The 23,958-nt window shown below is 73.2% G+C and carries 24 protein-coding genes; 14 read left to right on the top strand and 10 right to left on the bottom strand.

The annotated features are described in order from the left end of the window. Window positions 1-30: 30 nt before the first annotated feature. From SLP03_RS06135 to SLP03_RS06110, 6 genes are all read right to left on the bottom strand, one after another. The gene (locus SLP03_RS06135; protein ID WP_319459530.1) at window positions 31-1,578 is read right to left on the bottom strand and encodes a HAMP domain-containing sensor histidine kinase; all 1,548 of its coding nucleotides are present in this window, start codon (window positions 1,576-1,578) and stop codon (window positions 31-33) included. Continuing rightward, complete coding sequence (locus SLP03_RS06130; RefSeq protein WP_200206763.1) at window positions 1,575-2,276, bottom strand: response regulator transcription factor; 702 nt, start codon at window positions 2,274-2,276, stop codon at window positions 1,575-1,577. Before SLP03_RS06130 ends, SLP03_RS06135 begins: the two co-directional genes overlap by 4 nt. A gap of 97 nt (window positions 2,277-2,373) precedes the next feature. Then, entirely contained in the window at window positions 2,374-2,997 is a 624-nt protein-coding gene (locus SLP03_RS06125) for a PadR family transcriptional regulator (RefSeq protein WP_319459529.1), read from the bottom strand. Further along, window positions 2,994-3,836, bottom strand: a complete 843-nt coding sequence (locus SLP03_RS06120) for a DUF4097 family beta strand repeat-containing protein (RefSeq protein WP_319459528.1) — start codon at window positions 3,834-3,836, stop codon at window positions 2,994-2,996. Before SLP03_RS06120 ends, SLP03_RS06125 begins: the two co-directional genes overlap by 4 nt. Before the next feature lie 106 nt (window positions 3,837-3,942). Then, window positions 3,943-4,812 (bottom strand): lysophospholipid acyltransferase family protein, encoded by an 870-nt coding sequence (locus SLP03_RS06115; protein WP_319459527.1) that lies wholly within the window; start codon window positions 4,810-4,812, stop codon window positions 3,943-3,945. Beyond that, complete coding sequence (locus SLP03_RS06110; RefSeq protein ID WP_319459526.1) at window positions 4,809-5,588, bottom strand: GNAT family N-acetyltransferase; 780 nt, start codon at window positions 5,586-5,588, stop codon at window positions 4,809-4,811. Before SLP03_RS06110 ends, SLP03_RS06115 begins: the two co-directional genes overlap by 4 nt. 247 nt (window positions 5,589-5,835) lie before the next feature. Between SLP03_RS06110 and SLP03_RS06105 the strand changes: the two genes are divergently transcribed. The 8 genes from SLP03_RS06105 (at window position 5,836) to SLP03_RS06070 (ending at window position 16,725) form a co-directional block, all read left to right on the top strand. Further along, window positions 5,836-6,492, top strand: coding sequence for a hypothetical protein (locus SLP03_RS06105; protein WP_319459525.1), 657 nt, complete (start codon window positions 5,836-5,838; stop codon window positions 6,490-6,492). A 160-nt stretch (window positions 6,493-6,652) separates the two neighbouring features. Then, the gene (locus SLP03_RS06100) at window positions 6,653-7,591 is read left to right on the top strand and encodes an ABC transporter ATP-binding protein (RefSeq protein WP_319459524.1); all 939 of its coding nucleotides are present in this window, start codon (window positions 6,653-6,655) and stop codon (window positions 7,589-7,591) included. After that, window positions 7,588-8,421: an ABC transporter permease subunit gene (locus SLP03_RS06095; protein ID WP_319459523.1), complete on the top strand. Its 834-nt coding sequence runs from the start codon at window positions 7,588-7,590 to the stop codon at window positions 8,419-8,421. The genes SLP03_RS06100 and SLP03_RS06095 overlap by 4 nt, the downstream gene beginning before the upstream one ends. Window positions 8,422-8,680: 259 nt before the next feature. Continuing rightward, window positions 8,681-12,397, top strand: coding sequence for a multifunctional oxoglutarate decarboxylase/oxoglutarate dehydrogenase thiamine pyrophosphate-binding subunit/dihydrolipoyllysine-residue succinyltransferase subunit (locus SLP03_RS06090; RefSeq protein ID WP_319459522.1), 3,717 nt, complete (start codon window positions 8,681-8,683; stop codon window positions 12,395-12,397). A gap of 89 nt (window positions 12,398-12,486) precedes the next feature. Next, window positions 12,487-12,666 (top strand): DUF6104 family protein, encoded by a 180-nt coding sequence (locus tag SLP03_RS06085; RefSeq protein ID WP_262284813.1) that lies wholly within the window; start codon window positions 12,487-12,489, stop codon window positions 12,664-12,666. Window positions 12,667-12,767: 101 nt separating this feature from the next. Continuing rightward, entirely contained in the window at window positions 12,768-13,475 is a 708-nt protein-coding gene (locus tag SLP03_RS06080) for a DUF998 domain-containing protein (RefSeq protein WP_319459521.1), read from the top strand. Window positions 13,476-13,534: 59 nt separating this feature from the next. Further along, window positions 13,535-15,607 (top strand): phosphate acetyltransferase, encoded by a 2,073-nt coding sequence (gene pta / locus SLP03_RS06075; protein WP_319459520.1) that lies wholly within the window; start codon window positions 13,535-13,537, stop codon window positions 15,605-15,607. Continuing rightward, complete coding sequence (locus tag SLP03_RS06070; protein WP_319459519.1) at window positions 15,604-16,725, top strand: acetate kinase; 1,122 nt, start codon at window positions 15,604-15,606, stop codon at window positions 16,723-16,725. Before pta ends, SLP03_RS06070 begins: the two co-directional genes overlap by 4 nt. Window positions 16,726-16,737: 12 nt before the next feature. Here the strand turns inward: SLP03_RS06070 and SLP03_RS06065 are convergent, their stop codons facing one another. After that, window positions 16,738-16,908, bottom strand: coding sequence for a hypothetical protein (locus SLP03_RS06065; RefSeq protein WP_319459518.1), 171 nt, complete (start codon window positions 16,906-16,908; stop codon window positions 16,738-16,740). A 156-nt stretch (window positions 16,909-17,064) separates the two neighbouring features. On the opposite strand from SLP03_RS06065, the gene SLP03_RS06060 reads away from it, so the two are divergent. From SLP03_RS06060 to SLP03_RS06050, 3 genes are all read left to right on the top strand, one after another. Further along, on the top strand, window positions 17,065-18,054 hold the full coding sequence (locus SLP03_RS06060; protein ID WP_319459517.1) for an alpha/beta hydrolase: 990 nt from the start codon (window positions 17,065-17,067) through the stop codon (window positions 18,052-18,054). 122 nt (window positions 18,055-18,176) lie between these two features. Further along, complete coding sequence (locus tag SLP03_RS06055; protein WP_319459516.1) at window positions 18,177-18,716, top strand: nucleotidyltransferase domain-containing protein; 540 nt, start codon at window positions 18,177-18,179, stop codon at window positions 18,714-18,716. Between the two features lie 73 nt (window positions 18,717-18,789). Beyond that, window positions 18,790-19,755: a chlorophyllase/cutinase-like alpha/beta fold protein gene (locus SLP03_RS06050; protein ID WP_319459515.1), complete on the top strand. Its 966-nt coding sequence runs from the start codon at window positions 18,790-18,792 to the stop codon at window positions 19,753-19,755. Window positions 19,756-19,781: 26 nt separating this feature from the next. Here SLP03_RS06050 and SLP03_RS06045 read toward each other — a convergent pair whose 3' ends face one another. From SLP03_RS06045 to SLP03_RS06035, 3 genes are all read right to left on the bottom strand, one after another. Then, a complete protein-coding gene (locus SLP03_RS06045; RefSeq protein WP_319459514.1) occupies window positions 19,782-20,744 on the bottom strand; it encodes a zinc-binding dehydrogenase in 963 nt (320 codons plus the stop codon). Window positions 20,745-20,827: 83 nt separating this feature from the next. Continuing rightward, window positions 20,828-22,003 (bottom strand): NADP-dependent malic enzyme, encoded by a 1,176-nt coding sequence (locus tag SLP03_RS06040; RefSeq protein WP_319459513.1) that lies wholly within the window; start codon window positions 22,001-22,003, stop codon window positions 20,828-20,830. Window positions 22,004-22,142: 139 nt separating this feature from the next. Beyond that, the gene (locus tag SLP03_RS06035; RefSeq protein WP_319459512.1) at window positions 22,143-22,493 is read right to left on the bottom strand and encodes a S26 family signal peptidase; all 351 of its coding nucleotides are present in this window, start codon (window positions 22,491-22,493) and stop codon (window positions 22,143-22,145) included. An 84-nt stretch (window positions 22,494-22,577) separates the two neighbouring features. Here SLP03_RS06035 and sodN point away from each other — a divergent pair, with 84 nt between their 5' ends. The 3 genes from sodN to SLP03_RS06020 all read left to right on the top strand — a co-directional run bounded on the left by sodN (window position 22,578) and on the right by SLP03_RS06020 (window position 23,943). Further along, window positions 22,578-22,982 carry a superoxide dismutase, Ni gene (sodN, locus tag SLP03_RS06030; protein ID WP_319459511.1) on the top strand — a complete coding sequence of 135 codons (405 nt, stop codon included), beginning with the start codon at window positions 22,578-22,580 and terminating at the stop codon, window positions 22,980-22,982. A gap of 65 nt (window positions 22,983-23,047) precedes the next feature. After that, complete coding sequence (locus tag SLP03_RS06025; protein ID WP_319459542.1) at window positions 23,048-23,503, top strand: GNAT family N-acetyltransferase; 456 nt, start codon at window positions 23,048-23,050, stop codon at window positions 23,501-23,503. A 32-nt stretch (window positions 23,504-23,535) separates the two neighbouring features. Next, complete coding sequence (locus SLP03_RS06020; RefSeq protein WP_319459510.1) at window positions 23,536-23,943, top strand: ATP-binding protein; 408 nt, start codon at window positions 23,536-23,538, stop codon at window positions 23,941-23,943. Window positions 23,944-23,958 lie beyond the last annotated feature (15 nt).

Genomic DNA, 23,958 nt, shown 5'->3' with positions numbered 1-23,958 from the left:
CCTGGAACGTGCCTGAATGTTTTCTGAAAGTCAGTCGGACTGGTACGGGTTCTCGGGAAGCAGTGGCAGCTTGACCCGGAAGGTCGCCCCGCCGCCGGGCGTCTCGGTCACCTCCACGGTGCCGTGGTGGGCCGCGACCAGCGCCGCGACGATGGCCAGCCCGAGCCCGGTGCTGGTGGCCGCCCCACCGGCCCGCCGGGTCCGCGCCGCGTCGGCCCGGTAGAACCGCTCGAAGACCCGTTCGGCCTGCTCCGGGGTCAGCCCCGGGCCGGTGTCCGCGACCTCCACCACGGCCAGGTTGCCCGGCTCGGTACGCAGCCGCAGGGTCACCGAGGCGTCCGGCGGCGTGTGGGTGAGCGCGTTGGTCATCAGGTTGCCGATCACCTGCCGCAGCCGGGCGTCGTCGCCGAGCACCACCAGCGCGCCGGCGCCCGGTTCGATGTCCAGCTCGATCCGGCGGTCCGGGTCGACCGCCCGGGCGGCCTGCACCGCGTCGCTGGCCAGCACCGGCAGCTCGACCGGCGCCAGGGCGATCGGCCGTTCCCGGTCCAGCCGGGCGAGCAGCAGCAGGTCCTCCACGAGCAGCCCCATCCGGGCCGCCTCGTCCTCGATCCGGCGCAGCAGGCCGGCGGTCTGCTCCGGCTCGCGGGCCGCGCCCTGCCGGTACAGCTCGGCGAAGCCCCGGATGGTGGTGAGCGGGGTACGCAGCTCGTGCGAGGCGTCCGCGACGAACTGCCGCATCCGCTCCTCGGAGCGCCGGGCCCGCGCCTCGGAGGCCTGCGCGGAGGCCGCCGCGTCCCGGGCGCTGACCTCGGCGCTGCGGGCCGCCGCCTCGGAGGCGGCGCGGGCGGTGAAGGCGGCCTCGATCTGGGCCAGCATGGCGTTCAGCGCCCGGGAGAGCCGGCCCAGTTCCGAGGTGGGGCAGGGCCGCCCCTCCTCCGGGTCGGGCACCCGCCGGGTCAGGTCGCCGCCAGCGATCGCGGCGGCGGTCCGTTCGATCTCGACGAGGGGCTTGAGGCTAGTACGCACGATCGCCGCACCGATCGAGGCGAGCAGGATCAGCACGGCCCCCCCGACCAGCAGGTCGATCCAGGCCAGCCGCTTGACCGCCAGGTCCACGTCGGTCAGGTGCTCGCCGACGGCGGCCATCTGGCCGTTGGCGAGCGGGGTGTAGAGCATCCGCCAGCGCACCGAGCTGCCTCGCGCCCGGACGGTGAAGGGTTTCCCCTGCTGCTGTACGAAGCCTGCGGCGTCCGCCGGCCAGGGCGGCAGATCCTTCTCCTGGAACCGGGTGGTGTCGTAGCCGAAGTCGGTCACCTGGCCGGTCTGCCGGCTGGTCAGCACGACCAGGTAGTCGCTGGGCAGCGAGAGCCCGTTGGGTGGGATGGACTGGATCCGATTGGCCGCCTCCCGCAGCTCAGAATCGATCTGCCCGACCAGGTAGTTGTGCAGGAAGTAGGCGGTGGACACGCTGATCACCACCAGCGCGCCGGCGACCAGGGCCAGGACCGACGCGACCAGTTTCACCCGCAGCGGGACGCTGCGCAGTCCACTCTTCGCCTGCTGGACCGTGTTCACGCCGCCGGCTTGCGCAGCACGTAACCCACCCCACGCAGGGTGTGGATCAGCCGCGGCTGGGTGTTGTCGACCTTGCGCCGCAGGTACGAGATGTAGGACTCGACGATGTTGTCGTCGCCCCGGAAGTCGTAGTTCCAGACGTGGTCGAGGATCTGCGCCTTGGAGAGCACCCGGTTGGCGTTGAGCATCAGGTAGCGCAGCAGCTTGAACTCGGTCGGCGAGAGCTGCACCCGCTGACCGGCCCGGTGCACCTCGTGGGTCTCCTCGTCCAGCTCCAGGTCGGCGAAGGTGAGCCGGGACGGGGCGTGCTCGCCGGTGGCGGTGCGCCGCAGCACGGCCCGGATCCGGGCGGTGAGTTCCTCCAGGCTGAACGGCTTGGTGACGTAGTCGTCGCCGCCCAGGGTCAGCCCACGGATCTTGTCGTCGGTGGCGTCCCGGGCGGTGAGGAAGACCACCGGGGTACGCGTGCCGCCCTCACGGAGCATCCGGATGACCTCGAAGCCGTCCAGGTCGGGCAGCATCACGTCGAGCACCACCAGGTCGGGCCGGTGGTCCTTGGCGGCGTGCAGGGCGGCGCTGCCGCTGGTCGCGGTGGCCACGTCGAAGCCCGCGAAGCGCAGGCTCGCGGAGAGCAGCTCGAGGATGTTCGGGTCGTCCTCGACGACGAGCAGTCGAGCCTCGGTCTGGGTAGCCACCATGCGGCCCATCATCCGCGCTCTCGCTGCGGCTCCGCTGGGCGCTTCCTGGAAACAACCTGTGAGCCTGGTCCCCGACCTCGGCGGGCCGGGACCGCCGTCAGCGCAGCAGCCGGCGCAGCCCGTCCAGCGCCCCGTCCAGCACCCGGATCGCGGTCCGCAGCTGGCTGTCGCTGAGCCGGCCGGCCCGGACCAGCGCGCCGACCTCGACGGTGAACGACGCGAGCCGCTGGTCGAACTCGGCGAGCAGCGGCGACTCGGCGGCCGGCGGGGCGCCGTTGGCGGCGGGCCGGGCCGGCGGCGGCTCCCAGCGGGCCGGCCGGCTCTGCCGGGTCTGCCGGGTCGCCTCGCGCAGCTCGCGCTTGAGGTCACGCACCGAGCCGCGTACCTCGGTCTGGATCTCGCCGGCCAGGGCGGAGAGATCCTCGACGGAGGCGGTGATGTCCGATTCCAGGGTGGCCAGCTCACCGGCGCGCTGCCGCAGCTCCGCGCGACCCGCGTCGGTGATCTCGTAGACCTTGCGGCCGCCGGCGGCGGTGTGGGTGACCAGGCCCTCGACCTCCAGCCGTTGCAGCCGGGGGTAGATGGTGCCGGCGCTCGGCGCGTACAGGCCGAGGAAGCGGTCCTCCAGCAGCCGGATCAGCTCGTAGCCGTGCCGGGGGCCGTCGTCCAGGAGCTTCAGCAGGTAGAGCCGGAGCCGCCCGTGAGTGAACACGGCGGTCACGGCAGCTCCCCCTCGTCGGCCACGTCGGTCTCGTCGACCGGCCGGGCCAGCAGCGCGATGCTGCCCGACGTCGCGGACGCCCAGAGCTTACCGTCGCCAGCGCCGAGGACGCCGTGGCTGTCCTTCGTCGCGCCGAGCCCGGCGTCGCCTCGTACCTGGGGGAAGCCGCTGGTGATCCGGCCGGAGGTGGTGTGCAGGTGGACGGCGAGGTCGCTGTCCTCGCGGACCCGGACGGTGACGCTGCCGGAGATGGTGCTGAGCCGGATCTCGCTGCGCCGGGGGTTGTCCAGGTCGCAGGTGATCGCCCCGGAGACGGTGTTCGCGTGCACCCGCCCGGCCGCGCTGTCGGCGAGGATCACCTCGCCGGAGACGGTCTGCAGGGTCAGGTCGCCGGCCACCCCGAGCGCCTCCACCGGACCGGAGATGATCTTCGCGGCGGTCCGGCCACGGAGTCCCATCAGGGTGATCTGGCCGGAGGTGACGTCGACCTGGGTCTCCCGGCGAAGGCCGGAGGCGACCAGCGAGCCGTCGATCAGGCGCAGGTCGGCCAGCACGTCGGCCGGTACGGCGATGGACACCTCGGCCCGGAACCGGCGGCCGAGCTGACCGAGCCACCAGAGGAACCCCGGCCAGCGCGGGATCCGCTCGTGACCGACGTGCAGCCGGCCGTCCCGGTGCTCCACGACGACCGGCCGCCGGCTGACCCGGGTGACGTCGACCCGGGCCGGGCCGTCGGTGCCGACCACGTTGAGCCGGCCGGTGATCAGGCGTACGTCGAGCCGGGTGACCGGCTCGTCCAGCGTGATCCGCTGCGGGCTGTCGACCGTCCAGCTGGCCATGGAGTCCTCCCCTCGGTGACGCGCCGGTCCGCGGCACGTCGAGCGACGAGGAGATAGTAACGCGATACATCGCGACGTATCAAGACTGCCGCGAGTCGCTAATCCGTCAGGCCGCCAGGTCCAGCATTCCCACGGGTACGGACGGCGCCGGGCGCCGGGCGGGGACCAGGTGCACCGCGGACTCGGCGGCCCGGGCCAGCAGCCGACGGTCCGCGTCCGCGGCCGGGTGCAGCGCCGCGGTCACCGCCACCGACAGGGTCAGGTCGCGGGCCGCCAGCACCCGGCGTACCGAGTCCCAGAGGGTCTCGTCACCGAGGAAGGCCGCCGCGGTCGTCGCGGTCCCGGTCGCCGCGCACCGGTAACCGATCCGCAGCGGCACCACCGGCGCCCCGGCGTCGACCGCCGCCTGGAACATGGCCGGCCGGAACCCCCGGCCCGGCCGGCAGTCGGCCGCCTCACCGCACCAGGTGGTCCCCTCCGGGAAGACCGCGACCGGGTGGCCGGCGCGCAGCGCGGCCGCGACCCGGCCCACGGTGGCCGGCAGGTCGCGGGGCCGCGCCCGGTCCACGAAGACCGTGCCGGCGGCAGCGGCCAGCTGGCCCACCAGCGGCCAGGCCCGCACCTCCCGCTTCGCCAGCATCCGGGCCGGCGCCACGGCGAGCACCGCCAGCACGTCCAGCCAGGAGACGTGGTTGGCGACCAGCAGGGCCCGCCGGCGCGGCAGCCGGCCCCGGACCACCAGCCGGATGCCGAACGCCCGCAGCGTCCCCCGGGCCCAGCCGCGCACCGCGGCGTCGCGCTCCCTGGCGGGCAGCACCGGGAGCAGGCCGGCCAGCCCGACCCCGAGCAGGAGCATGCCGAGTACGCCCACCAGCCGACCGGCCCGCCGCAGGGCCGGCACGGCCGGATCGGCCGCCGGCGGCAGGCAGTCCGGGCCGCAGCCGGAGGCGGGCCGCCAGAGGTCGCCGGCGGTCACCGCTGCTCCCCACCGAGGAAGTGGCGCAGGTAGCGGGGATTCATCCGGTCCAGCGAGAAGAGCACGTAGAAGTCGGCGACGCCGAAGTCCGGGTCGTACGCCGGTTCGCCGCAGACCCAGGCGCCGAGCCGGAGGTACCCGCGCAGCAGCGGCGGGACCAGCACGCGACGCCCGGCCGGCGGCACGGGCGCCGGGTCGACGGCGACCGGCGCCTCGGCGAACCAGGGGCGCAGCGGACGGACCCGCAGCGGCGGCGGCGCCAGGTGTCGGGCGGTGACCTGGGCCCACACCTCGGCGGCGGCCGTCCCGCCGTCGGCCACCGATACCGAGGCGCAGCCGCCCAGCCAGCGCGACCCGCGCAGGTGCAGGTAGCGGGTGATGCCGGCCCACATCAGGTTGATCACCGCGCCGGACCGGTGGTCCGGGTGCACGCAGGAGCGGCCGGCCTCGACCAGGTCGTCGCGGAGCGGGTCGAGCGCGGACAGGTCGAACTCGCCCGCGGCGTACCGGCGGTCGGTGCGGCCCGGCGGCAGCAGGCGGTAGGTGCCGACCACCTCGCCGGTGCTCTCCCGCAGCACGACCAGGTGGTCGCAGTGGGCGTCGAACTCGTCGGTGTCCAGCCCGGCGGCGCCCGGGCGCAGGGTCGCCCCGAGCTCGGTGGCGAACACCTGGTGGCGCAGACGTTGCGCGGCCACGACCAGGGTCGGGTCGTCGGCGATCAGCAGGGTGTATCCGCTGGTCGTGAGGGGTGCGCCAGCGGCGTGCAGAACGGCCATGGGTATCTGTGTAAGGGCCTCGGGTTGCCGGCTGCGGGGGTGCGGGGTGTCGATCCGGTGAACGCCTACCGGCGCTCCGGTCCGGTCGCTCACCTGCGGCGGACCGCCGCCCGACCGGCCCGGCCGCGGCGCCGCGCGGACGCCGCGCCGGCGTCGACCGGTGCGGCGGGCGCGGACCGGGCGTGCGAGGCTGCCGGGGCGGAGCCCGGCGACGCGGCCGGAGCCCGGACCAGCCCGGAGGACGTGCATGATCATCGAGTCCCGCTTCAACGGCCCGACCGGCTCCGGCAACGGCGGCTGGAGCGCCGGGGTCTTCGCGGCGGCGCTCGACGACCGCGGCCCGGTGGAGGTCACGCTGCGCCGCCCGCCGCCGCTGGAGACCCCGCTCAGTGCGGTCGACGGGGAGATCCGCGACCCGGACGGCCAGGTCGTCGCGCAGGTGCGCCGGGTCGAGCCGTTCACCGCCGTGGTGCCCCCGGTGGACCGGCCGACCGCGGCGGCGGTCGCCAAGGCGTACCCCGGTCTGGTGGACCACCCCTTCCCCGGCTGCTACGTCTGCGGGCCGGCGAACCCGGACGGGTTGCGGATCTTCCCCGGCCGGCTGCCGGACGGACGGACCGCGGCGCCGTTCCGGGCGCCGGAGCGGGTGGTCCCGGCGACGGTCTGGGCCGCGCTGGACTGCCCCGGCGGCTGGGCCGTGATCGCGCCCGGCCGCCCGTACGTCCTCGGCCGGATCGCCGCTGTGGTCGCCGCGCTGCCCGCGCCCGGCGACGAGTGCGTGGTGACCGGGGCCATGGTCGGCGCCGAGGGCCGAAAGGCGGAGGTGCACTCGAGCCTCTACGGCCCCGACGGAGCCCTGCTCGGCCACGCCCGGGCGACCTGGATCGCGCTGCCGCCGGCCTGACCTCTCATCCCTGGGGATGATCACCTCCTGCCCAGGAGGGAGACCGGCCTACGGAGAGCGCCTGATTGACCCGCTTGCGCCGGCTTGCCAGGCTGGGCCCGGCGCCGCCGCAACGGCGTCCCACCGGCGCGCCCGCGCGTCGTTGCAGGAGAGGAGAACGATGTCCGACGGGCAGTGGAGCCCCAGCGCCGGTACCGGCCAGATCGTGGTGTCCGGACTGACCAAGCAGTACAAGAACGTCAGGGCGGTCGACGATCTGTCCTTCACCGTCGAGCCGGGGCGGGTGACGGGCTTCCTCGGCCCGAACGGCGCCGGCAAGACGACCACCCTGCGCATGCTGCTCAACCTGGTCGCCCCGACCGCCGGCACGGCGACCATCGGCGGCCGGCGGTACGCCGACCTGACCGACCCGCTGCGCTCGGTGGGCGCGGTGCTGGAGGCGTCCAGCGCGCACAAGGGCCGCACCGGCGTCAACCACCTGCGGGTGATCTGCGCGGCGGCGGGGCTGCCCCACCAGCGGGCCGACGAGGCGCTCGCGCTGGTCGGGCTCACCCCGGCGGCGAAGCGGAAGTTCAAGGGCTACTCGCTGGGCATGAAGCAGCGGCTCGGCATCGCCGCCGCGATGCTCGGCGACCCGCAGGTGCTGATCCTGGACGAGCCGGCGAACGGCCTCGACCCGGAGGGCATCCGGTGGATGCGCGGCTTCCTCAAGGGGCTGTCCGCCCAGGGCCGGACGGTGCTGGTCTCCAGCCACCTGCTGTCGGAGATGCAGCTGCTCGCCGACGACGTGGTGATCATCGCGGCCGGCAAGCTGGTCCGGCAGGGTCCGGTGGATCAGGTGATCGGCTCGATGGCGCACGGCGCCCGGGTGCGGGTCCGCACGCCGCAGGCGGACGAGCTGGCCACGGCGCTGCGCGAGCAGGCCGCCACGGTGGACACCGACGAGCACGGCGTGCTGCTGGTCGCCGGGGTGGACGCGCCCACCGTGGGCCGGGTCGCCCTGGCCGCCAAGGTGGAGCTGCACGAGCTGACCACCGAACGCCCCGACCTGGAAGGGGTCTTCCTCGAACTGACGGCCGGAAAGGCGGACATCCGATGAACCTGGTCCGATCCGAGCTGCTCAAGATCCGTACGACCAACACCTGGTGGCTCTTCGGCATCGGCGCACTGGTCACGCTGGCGGGGGCGTTCCTGGTCAACGCGTTGAACGCGAACCTCAGCCTGACCGGTGGGCAGGACCTGGAGGGGGTGCCGGCGGACCAGGCCGAGCAGATCCGGGCCGCCGCCAGCGAGGTCTACCAGTCGGCCAACCTGTTCACCTCGGGGCAGTACTTCGGACTGCTCTTCGTGCTGCTGCTCGGCATCATCGTGGTGACCAACGAGTTCTACCACCAGACCGCGACGACAACCTTCCTCACGACCCCGCAGCGCACCAGGGTGGTTACCGCGAAGCTGGTCACGGCCGCGCTGTTCGGCGCGCTGTTCTGGCTGGTCACCACCCTGCTGACCATCCCGGCGACGCTGATCTACTTCAACGTCCAGGGCTGGGACGCCCACTTCGGGTCGTGGGACGTGACCCGGGCGATCCTGCTCAACCTGCTCGCGTACGTGCTCTGGGGGATCTTCGGCGTCGGCTTCGGCGTGCTGATCCGCAGCCAGATCGGCGCGACCATCACGGCCGTGGTGCTGTACCTGGTCGGCACGACCGCGGCGAACCTGGTCTTCTTCCTGCTCCAGCAGTGGCTCGAGTGGGACTGGATCAGCAAGCTGGCGGTGATCGTGCCGTCCACCGCGTCGACGCTGATGATCAGCGGCACCGAGTTGCCCGGCAACCCCCCGCAGTGGGTCGGCGCGGCGGTGCTGATCGGGTACGCGGTGGTGACCGGCGCCATCGGCACCATGATCATGCGTCGGCGGGACATCGCCTGACCCGTACGACGGCGACGGCCCCGGGCGGTGACGAGAACTCACCGACCGGGGCCCGTTCGACTTCTAGCAGGAGTCGAAGGGACACGCAGCGTTGGCCGAACTTCTGGCATCTTCTGTGAAACGGACCACCAGCCGGAGCCGAGAATGCCTGCGACATTCGGGCGGCGTAGCCTGGGACCCGTCTCCAGTGCACCCTATTCCGGCACCGGCGGACACCGCGTGACATTACGAACCCGCGTGAAAGAGGCGATTACCGGCCGTGTCGACCCAGCAGACTTCGCAGGAGAACCCACTGGCGGGTTTCGGCCCGAACGAATGGATCGTCGAGGAGATGTACCAGCGCTACCTCGCCGACCCCTCGAGCGTCGACTCGGCCTGGCACGACTTCTTCGCCGACTACCGACCCGCGCCCGGCGCCGCCACCCCGCGTCCCGCCGAGGAAAAGGCGCCGGCCAAGCCGGCGGCCGCCGAGCCTGCCGGCCAGCAGGAAGCGGCCGCGACGGTGACGCAGCCGGCCACGAAGCCCGCCCCCGCCCCGGCCAAGCCGGCCGAGAAGCCCGCCGCCAAGCCGGCCGCGAAGGCCGCCCCGGCCAAGCCCGCCGCCAAGGCGCCGACGGTCAGCGCCGCCGGCACCACCCCGCTGCGCGGCGTGGCCGCCAAGATCGTGCAGAACATGGACGCCTCGCTGGCCGTCCCGACCGCGACCAGCGTCCGCGCGGTCCCGGCCAAGCTGCTGGTCGACAACCGCATCGTGATCAACAACCACCTCGCCCGCGGGCGCGGCGGCAAGGTCAGCTTCACCCACCTGATCGGGTACGCGCTGGTCCGGGCGCTGGTCGAGCACCCGGAGATGAACAACTCCTTCGCCGAGGTCGACGGCAAGCCGGCCGTTCTCCGCCCGGAGCACGTCAACCTGGGCATCGCGATCGACCTGACCAAGCCCGACGGCTCCCGCAACCTGGTGGTCCCGTCCATCAAGGCCTGCGAGCAGATGGACTTCCGGCAGTTCTGGCAGGCGTACGAGGACGTGGTCCGGCGCGCCCGCCGCAACGAACTGACCATGGAGGACTACACCGGCACCACGATCTCGCTGACCAACCCGGGCGGCATCGGCACGGTGCACTCGATCCCGCGCCTGATGCAGGGGCAGAGCGCCATCGTCGGCGTCGGCGCCATGGAGTACCCGGCGCCGTACCAGGGCATGAGCGAGGCGACCCTCGCCGAGCTCGCGGTCAGCAAGATCATCACGCTGACCAGCACGTACGACCACCGGATCATCCAGGGCGCGCAGTCCGGCGAGTTCCTCAAGGTCATGCACGAGCTGCTGCTCGGCGAGCGCGGCTTCTACGACCAGATCTTCACCTCGCTGCGCATCCCGTACGAGCCGGTGCGCTGGGTGCGCGACGTGGCCGTCGACTCCGAAGGCCAGATCAACAAGACCGCCCGGGTGCATGAGCTGATCCACGCGTACCGGGTGCGGGGCCACCTGATGGCCGACACCGACCCGCTCGAGTTCGCCATCCGCAAGCACCCGGACCTGGACGTCCTCCAGCACGGGCTGACCCTGTGGGACCTGGACCGGGTCTTCCCGGTCAACGGCTTCGCCGGGAAGCAGCGGATGAAGCTGCGGGAGATCCTCGGCGTGCTACGCGACTCGTACTGCCGCCGGGTCGGCATCGAGTACATGCACATCCAGGACCCGGAGGAGCGGCGCTGGATCCAGGAACGGATCGAGCGCAAGTACGAGAAGCCCAACCCGGAAGAGCAGAAGCACGTGCTCAACCGGCTCAACGCCGCGGAGGCGTTCGAGACCTTCCTGCAGACCAAGTACGTCGGGCAGAAGCGCTTCTCGCTGGAGGGTGGCGAGTCGCTGATCCCGCTGCTGGGCGAGATCCTGGAGTCCTCCGCCGTGGGCGGGCTGGACGAGGTCGTCATCGGCATGGCCCACCGGGGCCGGCTGAACGTGCTCGCCAACATCGTCGGCAAGCCGTACGAGAAGATCTTCTCCGAGTTCGAGGGCCACCTCGACCCGCGCTCCACCCAGGGCTCGGGCGACGTGAAGTACCACCTGGGCCAGAACGGCAAGTTCACCTGCCCGGACGGCGAGCACGCGGTCAAGGTCTCGGTGGTGGCGAACCCGTCGCACCTGGAGGCCGTGGACCCGGTGCTGGAGGGCATCGTCCGGGCCAAGCAGGACCGGATCGACCTCAAGCTGGAGGGTTACACCGTGCTGCCGCTGGCGGTGCACGGTGACGCCGCCTTCGCCGGCCAGGGCGTCGTGGCCGAGACGCTGAACCTGTCCCAGCTGCGCGGGTACCGCACCGGCGGCACCGTGCACGTGGTGGTCAACAACCAGGTCGGCTTCACCACCGCCCCGGAGTACAGCCGGTCCAGCCTCTACAGCACCGACGTGGCCCGGATGATCCAGGCGCCGATCTTCCACGTCAACGGCGACGACCCCGAGGCCGTCGTGCGGGTCGCCCGGCTGGCCTTCGAGTACCGGCAGGCGTTCAACAAGGACGTCGTGATCGACATGGTCTGCTACCGCCGGCGTGGGCACAACGAGGGCGACGACCCGTCGATGTCCAACCCCCAGATGTACAAGATCATCGACTCGAAGCGGTCGGTCCGGAAGCTCTACACCGAGGAGCTGATCGGGCGGGGTGACATCACCGTGGAGGACGCGGAGGAGCTGCTGCGCGACTACCAGTCGCAGCTGGAGCGGGTCTTCAAGGCCACCCGGGACGCCGCGACCACGCCGCGCCAGCTCAGCCGGCCGCCGCGCCAGGAGGAGCCGGAGCCGATCGTGGAGACCGCGACCGACGCCTCCGTGGTCAAGGCCATCGGCGAGGCGCACGTCAACCTGCCGGAGGGCTTCACCCCGCACAAGCGGATCCAACAGCTGCTGGACCGGCGGGCGAAGATGTCGGTCGAGGGCAACATCGACTGGGGCTACGGCGAGATCATCGCGCTCGGCGCGCTGCTGCACGACGGGGTCACCGTCCGGCTCGCCGGGCAGGACTCCCGCCGCGGCACCTTCGTCCAGCGGCACGCCTCGGTGGTGGACGCGAAGACCGGCGACGACTACCTGCCGCTGAAGTCGCTCACCGGCGACGGCGAGCGGTCCCGGTTCTTCGTGCACGACTCGCTGCTGTCCGAGTACGCCGCGATGGGCTTCGAGTACGGCTACTCGGTGGAGAACGTCAACGCACTGGTCTGCTGGGAGGCCCAGTTCGGCGACTTCGTCAACGGCGCCCAGTTGGTGATCGACGAGTTCATCTCCTCCGGCGAGGTGAAGTGGGGCCAGCGCTCCGCGGTCACCCTGCTGCTGCCGCACGGTCACGAGGGCCAGGGCCCGGACCACACCTCCGGCCGCCCGGAGCGGTTCCTCCAGCTCTGCGCCGAGGACAACATGCGGGTGGCCATTCCGACCACCCCGGCGAACTACTTCCACCTGCTGCGCCGCCAGGCCCTGTCGCCGAAGCGCAAGCCGCTGGTGGTGTTCACGCCGAAGTCTCTGCTGCGGCACAAGCTCTGCATCTCCCAGGTGGAGGACTTCACCACCGGCACCTTCCAGCCGGTCCTGCGGGACACCGCCGCCCCGGCGCCGGAGCAGGTGAAGCGGGTGCTGCTCTGCACGGGCAAGGTCTACTACGACCTGTTCCAGGCCCGCGCCGAGCGGGGCGTGACCGACACCGCGATCATCCGGATGGAGCAGCTCTACCCGCTGCCGGTCGAGGAGATCCGGGCCGCCCTGGCGCACTACCCGAACGCCGAGGACTTCGCCTGGGTCCAGGAGGAGCCGGCCAACCAGGGCGCCTGGTCGTTCGTCGCGCTCAACCTGCTGGAGCACCTGACCGACGTCCGGCTGCGGCGCATCTCCCGCCCCGCCGCCGCCGCCCCGGCGGTCGGCTCGGCGAAGATGCACGAGGTCGAGCTGAAGGCCCTGATCGAGGCGGCCCTCCCCCGCCCGTGACCTGACCGCACCGCCAGCACCGGGGCAGCGACCGTACGACGGCCGCTGCCCCGCCTCATGTGGCGGACCGTTTCCGAGAGGACACACCGATGTACTTCACCGACCGCGGCATCGAGGAGCTGGTCGAGCGCCGGGGCGACGAGCAGGTCACCCTGGAGTGGCTGGGTGAGCGGCTGCGCGACTTCGTCGACCTGAACCCGGAGTTCGAGACCCCGATCGAGCGCTTCGCCACCTGGCTCGCCCGACTCGACGACGAGGACGACGAGTGACCGATTGACGCGGGCCTCCCCGTCGGCGTCCACTGGAGTGCAGCGTCCCGGTTCCGACGAGGACCGCCGGAGCACACGCCGCCGGACGACAGGGAGGCGGAATGAACCCCGAGACCCGCAAGCCGCCGCAGGACGCGGTGACCGTCCGCCGCCTGCGCCTCGGCATCGGTGCGGTCGGCGTCGCCCTGCCGATCGTGCTGGTGGTCGGCCACATCGTCATGGCCGGCCGACCCTCGCTGCTCGACTCGCTCAGCGGCTACTACCACACGGAGATGCGGGATGTCTTCGTCGGCAGCCTCTGCGCGATCGGGGTGTTCCTCATCAGCTACCGCTACCGCTGGCCGGACGACCTGCTGAGCACCGTCGCCGGGGTGCTGGCGATCGCGGTCGCCCTCTTTCCCACCGCGACCGAAGCTCCGGTCCGCGCCGCCAGCGCCACCCACCGGTGGATCGCCGTGGTGCACCAGATCTCGGCTGCGGCGCTGTTCGCCCTCCTCGCCGTCTTCTGCCTGTTCCACTTCACCCGGCCGGACCGGGCTGACGTGCCGCCCCGAGCGTCGGCCACCCGGTTCTACCGGACCTGCGGCGGGCTGATCCTGCTGGCGATCGCGCTCGGCCTGGCCAGCAACGCGCTGCCACACGACGTCCGGGACACACTCAAGCCGCTGCTCTGGTGCGAGGCGGTCGCCGTGTTCGCCTTCGGCGCCGCGTGGCTCGCCAAAAGCGACGCGCTCTTCCGGGCGTCGGAGATACCCGAGGTAGCGACGCCACCGGACCCGGCCGCCGCGCCGGCAGCGGGAATTGCATGATCAACGGCCCGGGCACGAGGACCCGGGCGCCGGGTACCGCGATCTTGTAGCGTGGGGTCGTGGCTCGCAGCGTGTACCTGACCAGCGTGGGGTCGGGCGGGGGTAAGTCGACCATCGCCCTCGGGCTGGCCGAGCTGCTCTCCCGCCAGGTCGAGCGGATCGGCGCGTTCCGACCGCTGGTCTCCGGCACCGGCACCGATCCGATCCTCGCCCTGCTCACCGACCGCTACCGGGTGGACCTGCCGGTCGCCGAGCTGTCCGGCAGCACGTACGCCGAGGCGACGGCGCTGGTCGCGGACGGCCGGCGGGAGGAGCTGATCGCCCGGATCGTCGCCCGCTACCGGGACGTCGAGCGGCGCTGCCCCGCCCTGGTCGTGGTGGGCAGCGACTTCGCCGACGGCGACGGCGCCGGCCCGCGCGAGCTGGCCTTCAACGCCCGGCTGGCCACCGAGTTCGGCAGCGTGGTGGTGCCCGTGATCGACGGGTACGGCCAGGAGCCGGAGGCGATCGCGGCGGCGGCGCGCGGGGCGTACCACGATCTGGAGGACCTGGGCGCCACCGTGCTCGCGGTGATCGCCAACCGGGTGCCGGGGGCGATGACCTTGCCCGAGCTGCCCGTCCCCGCGTACGCGATCCCGGAGGTGCCGACCGTGTCGGCACCGACGGTGGCCGAGGTGGCGGCGGCCCTGGGCGCCACCCTGCTGGCCGGGGACGCCGCCGCCCTCGACCGGGACGTGCTCGACTACGTGGTGGGCGCCGCGCACGTGCCCACCCTGCTCGACCACCTGACCGACGGCGCGCTGGTGATCACCCCGGGCGACCGGGCCGACCTGCTGGTCGCGGCGGGGGCCGCGCACGTGGCCGGCCAGGTTTCGCTGGCCGGGCTGGTGCTCACCCTCGGCGAGCAGCCCGACCCGCGGGCCATGCGGCTGGTCGAAAAGCTGAACACCGGGCTCGCCGTGCTCTCGGTGGCCAGCGACAGCTACGACACGGTGGCGGCGTCCAGCCGGATCGAGGGCCGGCCCAGCGTCGACAACCCGCGCAAGGTGGAGGCCGCCCTCGGCGCCTTCGAACGCTGCGTGGACACCGTTGACCTGGCCCGCCGGCTGCGGGTCAGCCGGTCCGAGCGGGTCACCCCTCTGATGTTCGAGAACGACCTGATCGACCGGGCCCGGGCGCAGCGCCGCCGGCTGGTCCTGCCGGAGGGCGCCGAGGAGCGGATCCTGCGCGCGGCGGAGATCCTGCTGCGCCGGGGCGTCGCCGAACTGACCCTGCTCGGCCGCCCCGACGACATCGCCCGGCGCACCCGGGAGCTGGGCGTCGACGTCGGCGACGCGCAGGTGGTCGACCCGGTCACCAGCGAGTGGCGCGATGAGTTCGCCGTCGAGTACGCGAAGCTCCGCGCACACCGTGGCGTCACCGCCGAGCTGGCCCACGACATCGTTGCCCAGCCCAACTACTTCGGCACGATGATGGTGCGGACCGGCCACGCCGACGGCATGGTCTCCGGGGCCACCCACACCACCGCCGCCACCATCCGACCGGCCTTCGAGATCATCCGGACCGTTCCGGGCGTCTCGGTCGCCTCCAGCGTCTTCTTCATGCTGCTCGCCGACCGGGTGCTGGTCTACGGCGACTGCGCGGTCAACCCCGACCCGGACGCCGCCCAGCTCGCCGACATCGCCCTCTCGTCGGCCGACACGGCGGCCCGGTTCGGCATCGAACCGCGGGTGGCGATGCTGTCGTACTCGACCGGCAGCTCGGGAGCCGGCGCGGATGTGGAGAAGGTCGCGGCGGCCACCAAGCTGGTCCGCGAGCGCCGGCCGGAGCTGCTGGTGGAAGGCCCGATCCAGTACGACGCGGCGATCGACCCGCAGGTGGCGGCGACGAAACTGCCGGACAGCGCGGTGGCCGGACGGGCCACCGTGTTCATCTTCCCGGACCTGAACACCGGCAACAACACGTACAAGGCGGTGCAGCGCTCGGCCGGCGCGGTGGCGGTCGGCCCGGTGATGCAGGGCCTGCGCCGGCCGGTCAACGACCTGTCCCGGGGCGCGACCGTCCCCGACATCGTCAACACCGTCGCCATCACCGCCATCCAGGCCGCCGCGTCGTCGGAGGAGGTCGCGTGACCGACCGGGTGCTCGTCCTGAACTGTGGGTCCTCGTCGGTGAAGTACCGGCTGTACGACGGCGAGACCGTGACCGACAAGGGCACGGTCGAGCGGATCGGCGAACCGGGCGGCGGACCGGCCGACCACGAGAGCGCCGTCCGGGAGATCCTCGACCGGTCGGACCTGACCGGGCTGACCGCGGTCGGGCACCGGGTGGTGCACGGCGGTCGGAGGTTCAGCGAGCCGGCGCTGATCGACGACCCGGTGATCGCCGCGATCGAGGACCTCGTCCCGCTCGCCCCGCTGCACAATCCCGCCAACCTGGCCGGTATCCGGGTGGCCCGCGAGTCGCTGCCGGACGTGCCGCAGGTCGCCGTCTTCGACACCGCGTTCCACCACACCCTGCCGGAGGCCGCCGCCACCTACGCCATCGACCGGGACACCGCCCGGCGGTACGGCGTCCGGCGCTACGGCTTCCACGGGACCTCGCACGCGTACGTCTCCCGGCGCACCGCCGACCTGCTCGGCCGGCCGTACGAGGAGATCAACGTCATCACCCTGCACCTGGGCAACGGGGCCAGCGCCTGCGCCGTCGAGGGTGGACGGAGCGTGGCCACGTCGATGGGGATGTCGCCGCTGGAGGGCCTGGTGATGGGCACCCGCAGCGGCGACCTCGACCCGACGGTGATCTTCCACCTGCGCCGCGAGGGCGGGATGTCCGTCGACGAGATCGACGACCTGCTCAACCACCGCAGCGGCCTGCTCGGCCTGACCGGGGTCAACGACATGCGCGAGGTGCTCGCCCGCCGGGACGCCGGGGACGCCGCCGCCGCGCTCGCCTTCGACGTCTACCGCCGCCGGATCACCGGGTACGTCGGCGCGTACTACGCCCTGCTCGGCCGGGTGGACGCGGTCACCTTCACGGCCGGGGTGGGTGAGCACGCCGCGCCAGTCCGCGCCGCCGCCCTGGCCGGGCTGGACCGGCTCGGCATCACCGTGGATTCCGCGCGCAACGACGGCAGCGGCGACCGGGTGATCTCGCCGGACGGGGCCGAGGTGACCGTCTGCGTGGTCAGTACCGACGAGGAGCGGGAGATCGCCCGAGAGACCCGGGCCGTGGTGGCGACCCACCACTGACCCGGGTACGGCTCAGCTCAGCGCCAGCCAGGCGACGACGGCGACCAACAGCACCACGACCACGCCGCCGACGATCAGCGGTAGGCGGGACGGCGCGGCGTCCGGGGCGGCGGTCTCCGGTGTGTGGACGAAGGCGCGGAACTGCTCGGTGTTGCCGCTCGGGTCGGTGTAGTTCTCAGACATGCGGGTGACCCTAGCGAAGCTCGTCGACGCGGACCGCCCCGCCTGGCCGGTGGCGGCAGGTCGGCCCGGCCGGCGGAGCGGCACCGACCGGGTGGTGACGGCAGTCGGTCCGGACGGCGGGGCCGCGCGGCCCGCCCGGCCGCCTACCGTGAAACGGTGGGGGTGCAGCGGCTGGTCGCCGCGCTGCTGACGGCGCTGCTGACGGGCTGCGGCCCGGCGACCGCCGCGACCGGTGGAGCACCGCCCGGAACGGGCCGTGTCGCCTCCTCCGGGCACGCCCCGCAGCGCAGCTGGCCGGTCGGGGTCCGGCAGCTCACCGTCGACCCGGACGGTCCGCGGCCGCTCCCGGTCACGATCTGGTACCCCGCCGCCCCGGCTTGCCCCGCCGGCCCGCCTGGCCCCGCTGGCCCTGCCAGCCCTGCCGGAACGGGCGGGCCGGTGCCCACGGCCGGGGCGCCCGTCGCGGCGGGTCGCTTCCCGGTCGTCGTCTACAGCCACGGGCTGCGCAGCCTCCCCGAGCTGCACGCCCCACTGACCACCCGGTGGGCCGCCGCCGGCTTCGTGGTGGCGGCACCCACCTACCCGCGCACGAACCTCCGGGCGGCGGACTTCACCAGGGCGGACGTCCGCAACCAGCCCGCCGACGGGTGGCGCCTGATCCGTCACCTGGTACGCCTCGACGCCCGCCGGGACGACCCGCTCGCCGGGCACCTGGCCGTCGACCGGATCGCCGCGGCCGGTCACTCGGCGGGCGGCTTCACCACGGCCGGCATGTTCAGCTCCGGCCACTCGGCCCGGCTCCGCTCCGGCATCGTGATCGCCGGCGGCGGCCTGGCCGGCAGTTTCGCCGGCCCGCCCGCGCCGCTGCTCTTCGTGCACGGGGGCGCCGACCCGATCGTGCCGGAGTCCGTCGGCCGCGCCGCGTACGCCCGGGCGACCGGGCCGGCCGCGTTCCTGGGCCTGCCCGGCCAGGGCCACGGCGAGTACCTGACCCCGGGCCACCCCGGCTTCGCCCAGGTCCTGGCCACCAGCACCGACTTTCTCCGGTGGACGCTCTACGGCGACCCGACGGCCCGGCAGCGCCTCCCCACCGACGCCCGCCTGCCCACCGTCACCACCCTCACCACCCGATCCCTCCCGCACTGACCCCCGGTCCGTCGATCATGAGGTGCGGACACCTTCCGAGGGCCGCCCATCCGCGCACCTCGGGCACCACCAGTCCATGATCGACACTCTTGCCGGCGGGGCGGGCGGGTAACGTGCGGCGGGTGGACGGGGGCGGGCTGACGGGTCGGCAGTTGGCTGCGGTGGGGGCGGTGGTGCGCTGCTGCGCGGCGGCCCGGATCGCGGTCTGGCTGCGCGGGGGCTGGGCGATGGACTTCCACCTCGGCGAGGTGACCCGGCCGCACGTGGACGTCGACTGGTACTGCTGGCGCGCCGACGCGGAACGGCTGGCCGCCCTGCTGCGCGAGCGGGGCTGGCGGCCGGACCCCCGGATGCCGGCCGAACTCCAGCTCGACCTGCTCCGCGACGACGTCGAACTGAGCTTCGCCTACCTCGACCGGGACGCGGCCGGCCGGGTGGTGGTCGGTGCCGGGCCGTGGGCCGGCACCCCACTGCCCGACGGGATGCTGGACGCGCCGCCCGGCCGGATCGGTCGGCTCGCCGCGCCGGTGATCAGCGTGGCCGCGCAGATCGAGTTCAAGGAGTTGTTCCCGGTCTGGATGCCGGACCGGCCCCGGCGGCCCAAGGACGCCGCCGACATCGCCCGGCTCCGGACCAGCCAACCCGGCCCGGCAGCCACCTGAGACCGCCGCCACGGCAACCCCCGGCCGTCGATGTCCGGTCGGCGACCCGGAGCGCCGAGGCACAATCATCTTCATGTCCCGTCGCCGTACCTCCGCCCTGGTCGTCGCCGCACTGCTCACCGTGGGGCTGGCCGGCTGCTCGGGCGGTGCCGCACCGACCGTGCGCAGCGCCCCGACCGCGCCGCCGAAGGCGACCACCCCCGCGCCCCGGGTACCCGCCGGGCACGCCCCCACCGAGGCCTTCGCGGTCGGCGTACGGCAGCTGAAGCTGAACCGCGACGGCGACCGCCCCCTCCCGGTGACCCTCTGGTACCCGGCCGGGGGCGCCGCCGGCGGCACGCCGGAGCGGTCGGCGCCGGCCGCGACCGGCCGGTTCCCGGTGGTGATGTTCTGCCACGGCCTGGGCGCCCGCCCGGAGGACTACCAGCTCCTGCTGAGCCGCTGGGCGGCGGCGGGTTTCGTGGTCGCCGCGCCGAAGTTCCCGCACACCGGCACGGGCGGCGACGGCAACCCGCTCGACGTGCTCAACCAGCCGGCCGACGTGTCGTACGCGCTGACCCAGGTGCTCGCCCTCGACGCCAAGGCCGGTGATCCGCTGCGCGGCCGGCTGGACACCGAGCGGGTGGCCGCGACCGGGCACAGCGCCGGCGGGGTGACCACGATCGGGCTCTTCACCGCCGGCCGCGACGAGCGGCTCGACGCCGGCATCGTCTTCGCCGGAGCGGCGCTCGGGGTCGGCACCGCCTTCGCCGGCACCGCCGCGCCCCAGCTCTTCGTGCACGGCGAGGCCGACGAGGTGGTGGACTACGCCGCCGGCAAGGCGGTCTACGACGCGGTGCCCTGGCCGAAGGCCATGCTCAGCCTGCCGAAGGGCGACCACGGGCGGGCCCTGCTCACCGACGCCCGGGCGTTGCGGGTGATCTCCGACACCACCGTCGAGTTCCTCCGCTGGACCCTCTACGGCGACGCGCAGGCGAAGGATCGCCTCCCCGCCGACGCCACCCGCGGCGACCTGGCCACCCTCGACGACCATCTCTGACCGGACGCCGAGGGTGGCGGCACCCGTCAGGCGGTGTGGTCGATGACGACCTTGCCGAAGACCTCGCCGGAGGCGAGGCGGGCGAAGGCGTCCTCGATCCGGCTGAACGGCACCATTATGTCGACCACCGGGCGCACCTCGCGCTCGGCGCAGAAGGCGAGCAGCTCGGTCAGCTCGTCCGGGGTGCCCATCGAGGTGCCCAGGATCTCCAGCTGCATGGCGAAGACCCGGCGCAGGTTGATCTTGGGCTCGTGCCCGGCGGTGGCGCCGGAGACGACGATCCGGGCCATCGGCGCGGCCGACTTCAGCGAGTGGTCGAAGGTGGCCGCGCCGACCGTCTCGATCACCACGTCGACCCGCTCGGGCAGCCGGGCGCCGGGTTCCAGGGCGGTCGCCCCCAGCTCGGCGATCCGCTCCCGCTTGGCCGCGTCCCGGCTGGTCGCGTACACCCGCTTGCCGAGCGCGACGCCGAGCGCGACGGCCGCGGTGGCCACGCCGCCGCCGGCCCCCTGGACCAGCACCGACTCGCCCTCGTCGACCCGGCCCTTGGTGGTGAGCATCCGCCACGCGGTCAGCCAGGCCGTCGGTAGGCACGCCGCGTCGGTCGCCGCCAGGCCGGTGGGGAGCGGCAGCAGGTTCACCTGGGGTACGGCCACCCGCTCGGCGAAGGTGCCGGGGAAGTGCTCGGAGAGGATCGAGACCCCGCGCGGGTCGCCCGGGGTGGGCACCACCGGGTAGATGACCACCTCGTTGCCGTCCGGGTCGGTCCCGACCGCGTCGCAGCCGAGGATCATCGGCAGCTGGTCCGGGCCGAGCCCCACCCCGCGCAGCGACCAGAGGTCGTGGTGGTTGAGCGAGCTGGCCCGCACCTGCACGGTGACCCAGTCCTCCTGCGGGTGGGCCGGCTCGGGGCGGTCGCCGACGCTGAGCGCGGCGAGCGGGTTGTCGGCGTCGAAGCTCGAGGCATAGGCGGCACGCATGGTCGGCACGGTAACAAGCTGAGCGCACGTTAAGAAGGGGCCCTTCCCATCAAAACGCGATAAGAAGGGCCCGTGCTTCCGTGAGGTGCCGGTCAGCGGCGGGCGACGCCGTCTCGGCGGGCGGCCTCGGCCACCGCCTCGGCGACCGCGGGGGCGACCCGCGGGTCCAGCGGGGAGGGCACGATCGCCTCGGCGGTCAGCGACTCGGCGACCACGCCGGCGATCGCGTCGGCGGCGGCCACCTTCATCCCCTCGGTGATCCGGGTGGCCCGGGCGTCCAGCGCACCCCGGAACACGCCGGGGAAGGCGAGCACGTTGTTGATCTGGTTGGGATAGTCGCTGCGGCCGGTGGCGACCACCGCCACGTGCCGGGCGGCCACCTCCGGGTGCACCTCGGGGGTCGGGTTGGCCAGCGCGAAGACGATGCCGCCCGGGGCCATCCCGGCCACCGCCGCCTCGGGGATCTGCCCGCCGGAGACACCGATCAGCACGTCGGCGCCGCGCAGCGCCTCGGTGATGTCGCCCTGCCGGCCCTCGGCGTTGGTGGTCTCCGCCAGCTCCGCCTTGGTCCCGGTCAGCTCGCGATGCCGGCCGATGATCCCCTTGGAGTCGCAGACCACCACCTGGTCCGGGTTCACTCCGCCGGCGACCAGCATCTTCGTCACCGCCACCCCGGCCGCGCCGGCGCCGCTGACCGCTACCCGCAGGTCGCCGAGCTTGCGGTTGAGCAGGGTGGCCGCGTTGCGCAGCGCGGCCAGCACCACGATCGCGGTGCCGTGCTGGTCGTCGTGGAAGACCGGGATCGGCAGGATCTCGTCCAGCCGGCGTTCCACCTCGAAGCAGCGCGGGGCGCTGATGTCCTCCAGGTTGATCCCACCGAACGACGGGGCGAGCGCCTTGACCGTCGCCACGATCTCGTCCACGTCCTGGGTGTCCAGGCAGATCGGCACCGCGTCCACGCCGCCGAACTGCTTGAACAGCACCGCCTTGCCCTCCATCACCGGCAGCGCCGCGCGGGGGCCGATGTTGCCGAGGCCGAGTACGGCGGAGCCGTCGGTCACCACGGCAACGGTGTGCGACACCCAGGTGTAGTCGTCGGCGAGGGCGGGGTCGGCGGCGATCGCCTCACACACCCGGGCCACCCCCGGGGTGTACGCGAGGGAAAGGTCTTCCCGGCTGGTCAGCGGAACGGTCGAGGCGATGGCCATCTTGCCGCCGGCGTGCAGCCGGAAGACGGGATCAGCGGGGTCCACGGTGGACGAAGACATTGGTGACTCCAGGATCTGTCGAGCAGACGGACCGGCCGGCTCGGGCGCGAGGTCAGCGGCGAGCGGGGCGGGCGGTGCGGGGGTCACCCGGGCACTTTCCGAGCATAGTGGCGCACCCGGAGCGAGGATGTGAGCGGGGTCATATCCGCCGGCGGCGCACCCGGCCCGGCCGGGGCCAGTACCGGGCCACCACCCGGCCCCGCACGTCGGCCACCCCGTACGCCCGGGAGTCGTCGGCGACCAGGTCGTTGTCGCCGCGTACCCACCAGCCGCCGTCCTGCGGGCGGACCGCGCGCTTAACGACCAGCAGGTCGGGGCGGCTGCGGAAGACCGCGACCACCACGTCGCCGGGCCGGACGGCCCGGCCCCCGGTGCGCACCAGCACCGCGTCGCCGTGCCGCAGCGTCGGGGACATGGAGGGTCCGGTGACCAGCACGGGCACCAGCGGGCCGCGCAGCTCGGGCACGGCCGGGTCTTTTGCGGCGCGCATCGGGTTTCACCTCCCGCCCGCCGGGGAGCATGTCCAGGAGTAATGTCGGCTTCGATCATCGCAAACATCCCATGGAGGACCCTGATGCGCCTTCCTCGCATCCTTTCGCCCCGTGTGACCGCCAGCGCGCACTGCGACCTGCCGTGCGGCGTGTACGACCCGGCGCAGGCCCGGATCGAGGCCGAGTCGGTCAAAATGATCTGCGAGAAGTACCAGGCGAACACCGACCCCGAGTTCCGCACCCGGGCGATCCTGATCAAGGAGCAGCGGGCCGAGCTGGTCAAGCACCACCTGTGGGTGCTGTGGACCGACTACTTCAAGCCGGCCCACTTCGAGAAGTACCCGAACCTGCACACGCTCTTCAACGAGGCCACCAAGATCGCCGGCGCCAGCGGTGCCAAGGGCAGCGTGGACCCGGCCAAGGCCGACGAGCTGCTGCAGAAGATCGACGAGATCTCCAAGATCTTCTGGGAGACCAAGAAGGCGTGACCCTGGCTGCCCAGGCACCGACGATCCGGCCGGCGCGTCCCGAGGACGTGCCGGCCGTCGTCGCGATGGTGCACGAACTCGCCGAGTACGAGCGTGCCCCCGAGCAGTGCCACCTGACCGCCGAGCAGCTGACCGCCGCCCTGTTCGGGCCGGCCCCGGCGCTGCACGGGCACGTCGCGGTGGACGCCCGGGACGAGCCGCTCGGCTTCGCGCTGTGGTTCCTGAACTTCTCCACCTGGGAAGGCGTGCACGGCATCTACCTGGAGGACCTGTACGTCCGCCCGGCCGCCCGGGGCAGCGGGGCGGGTCGGCTGCTGCTGGCCACCCTCGCCGCGCTCTGCCTCGAGCGGGGCTACCGGCGGCTCGACTGGTGGATGCTCGACTGGAATCCGGCGGCCGGCTTCTACGCCGCCATCGGGGCGGAGCCGATGGACGAGTGGGTGCCGTACCGGCTCACCGGCCCGGCGCTGCACGGCCTCGCCGCGCAGGCGACGCCCGCGCCCACCCATCCGCACACCTGACCGGGTAGAGTTCCGCACCGGGGGGATGAGGCGTGACTCAACTGACCGGCCAGCCGACGACTGACGACGACGTGGTGCACCTCACCGTGCCCGCCGACGGCGGTTACCTCGGCGTGCTCCGTACCGCCACGGCGGGTCTCGCGGCCCGCCTCCAGTTCGCTCTCGACGAGATCGAGGACCTGCGCATCGCCGTCGACGAGGCGTGCGCCATGCTGCTCGCGATCGCCACCCGGAACGCCGAGCTGGAGTGCCGCTTCGCGGTGACCGACGACGCGCTCACCATCGAGGTGACCGTGCCGACCGTCCGGGGCGCCACGCTCCCCGCCGAGTCGTCCTTCGCCTGGAAGGTGCTCACCGCGCTGACCACCTCGGCGGCCGCCAAGGCGGCCGACGGCCGGGCCACCATCTCGCTGCTCACCCGTCGCGCCTCCGGCTACTGAACCCCGTCGCCACGC

It is taken from the genome of Micromonospora sp. RTP1Z1 (assembly GCF_033804685.1).
GTDB lineage: Bacteria > Actinomycetota > Actinomycetes > Mycobacteriales > Micromonosporaceae > Micromonospora.
This window is presented reverse-complemented; position numbering and strand designations above follow the sequence as displayed.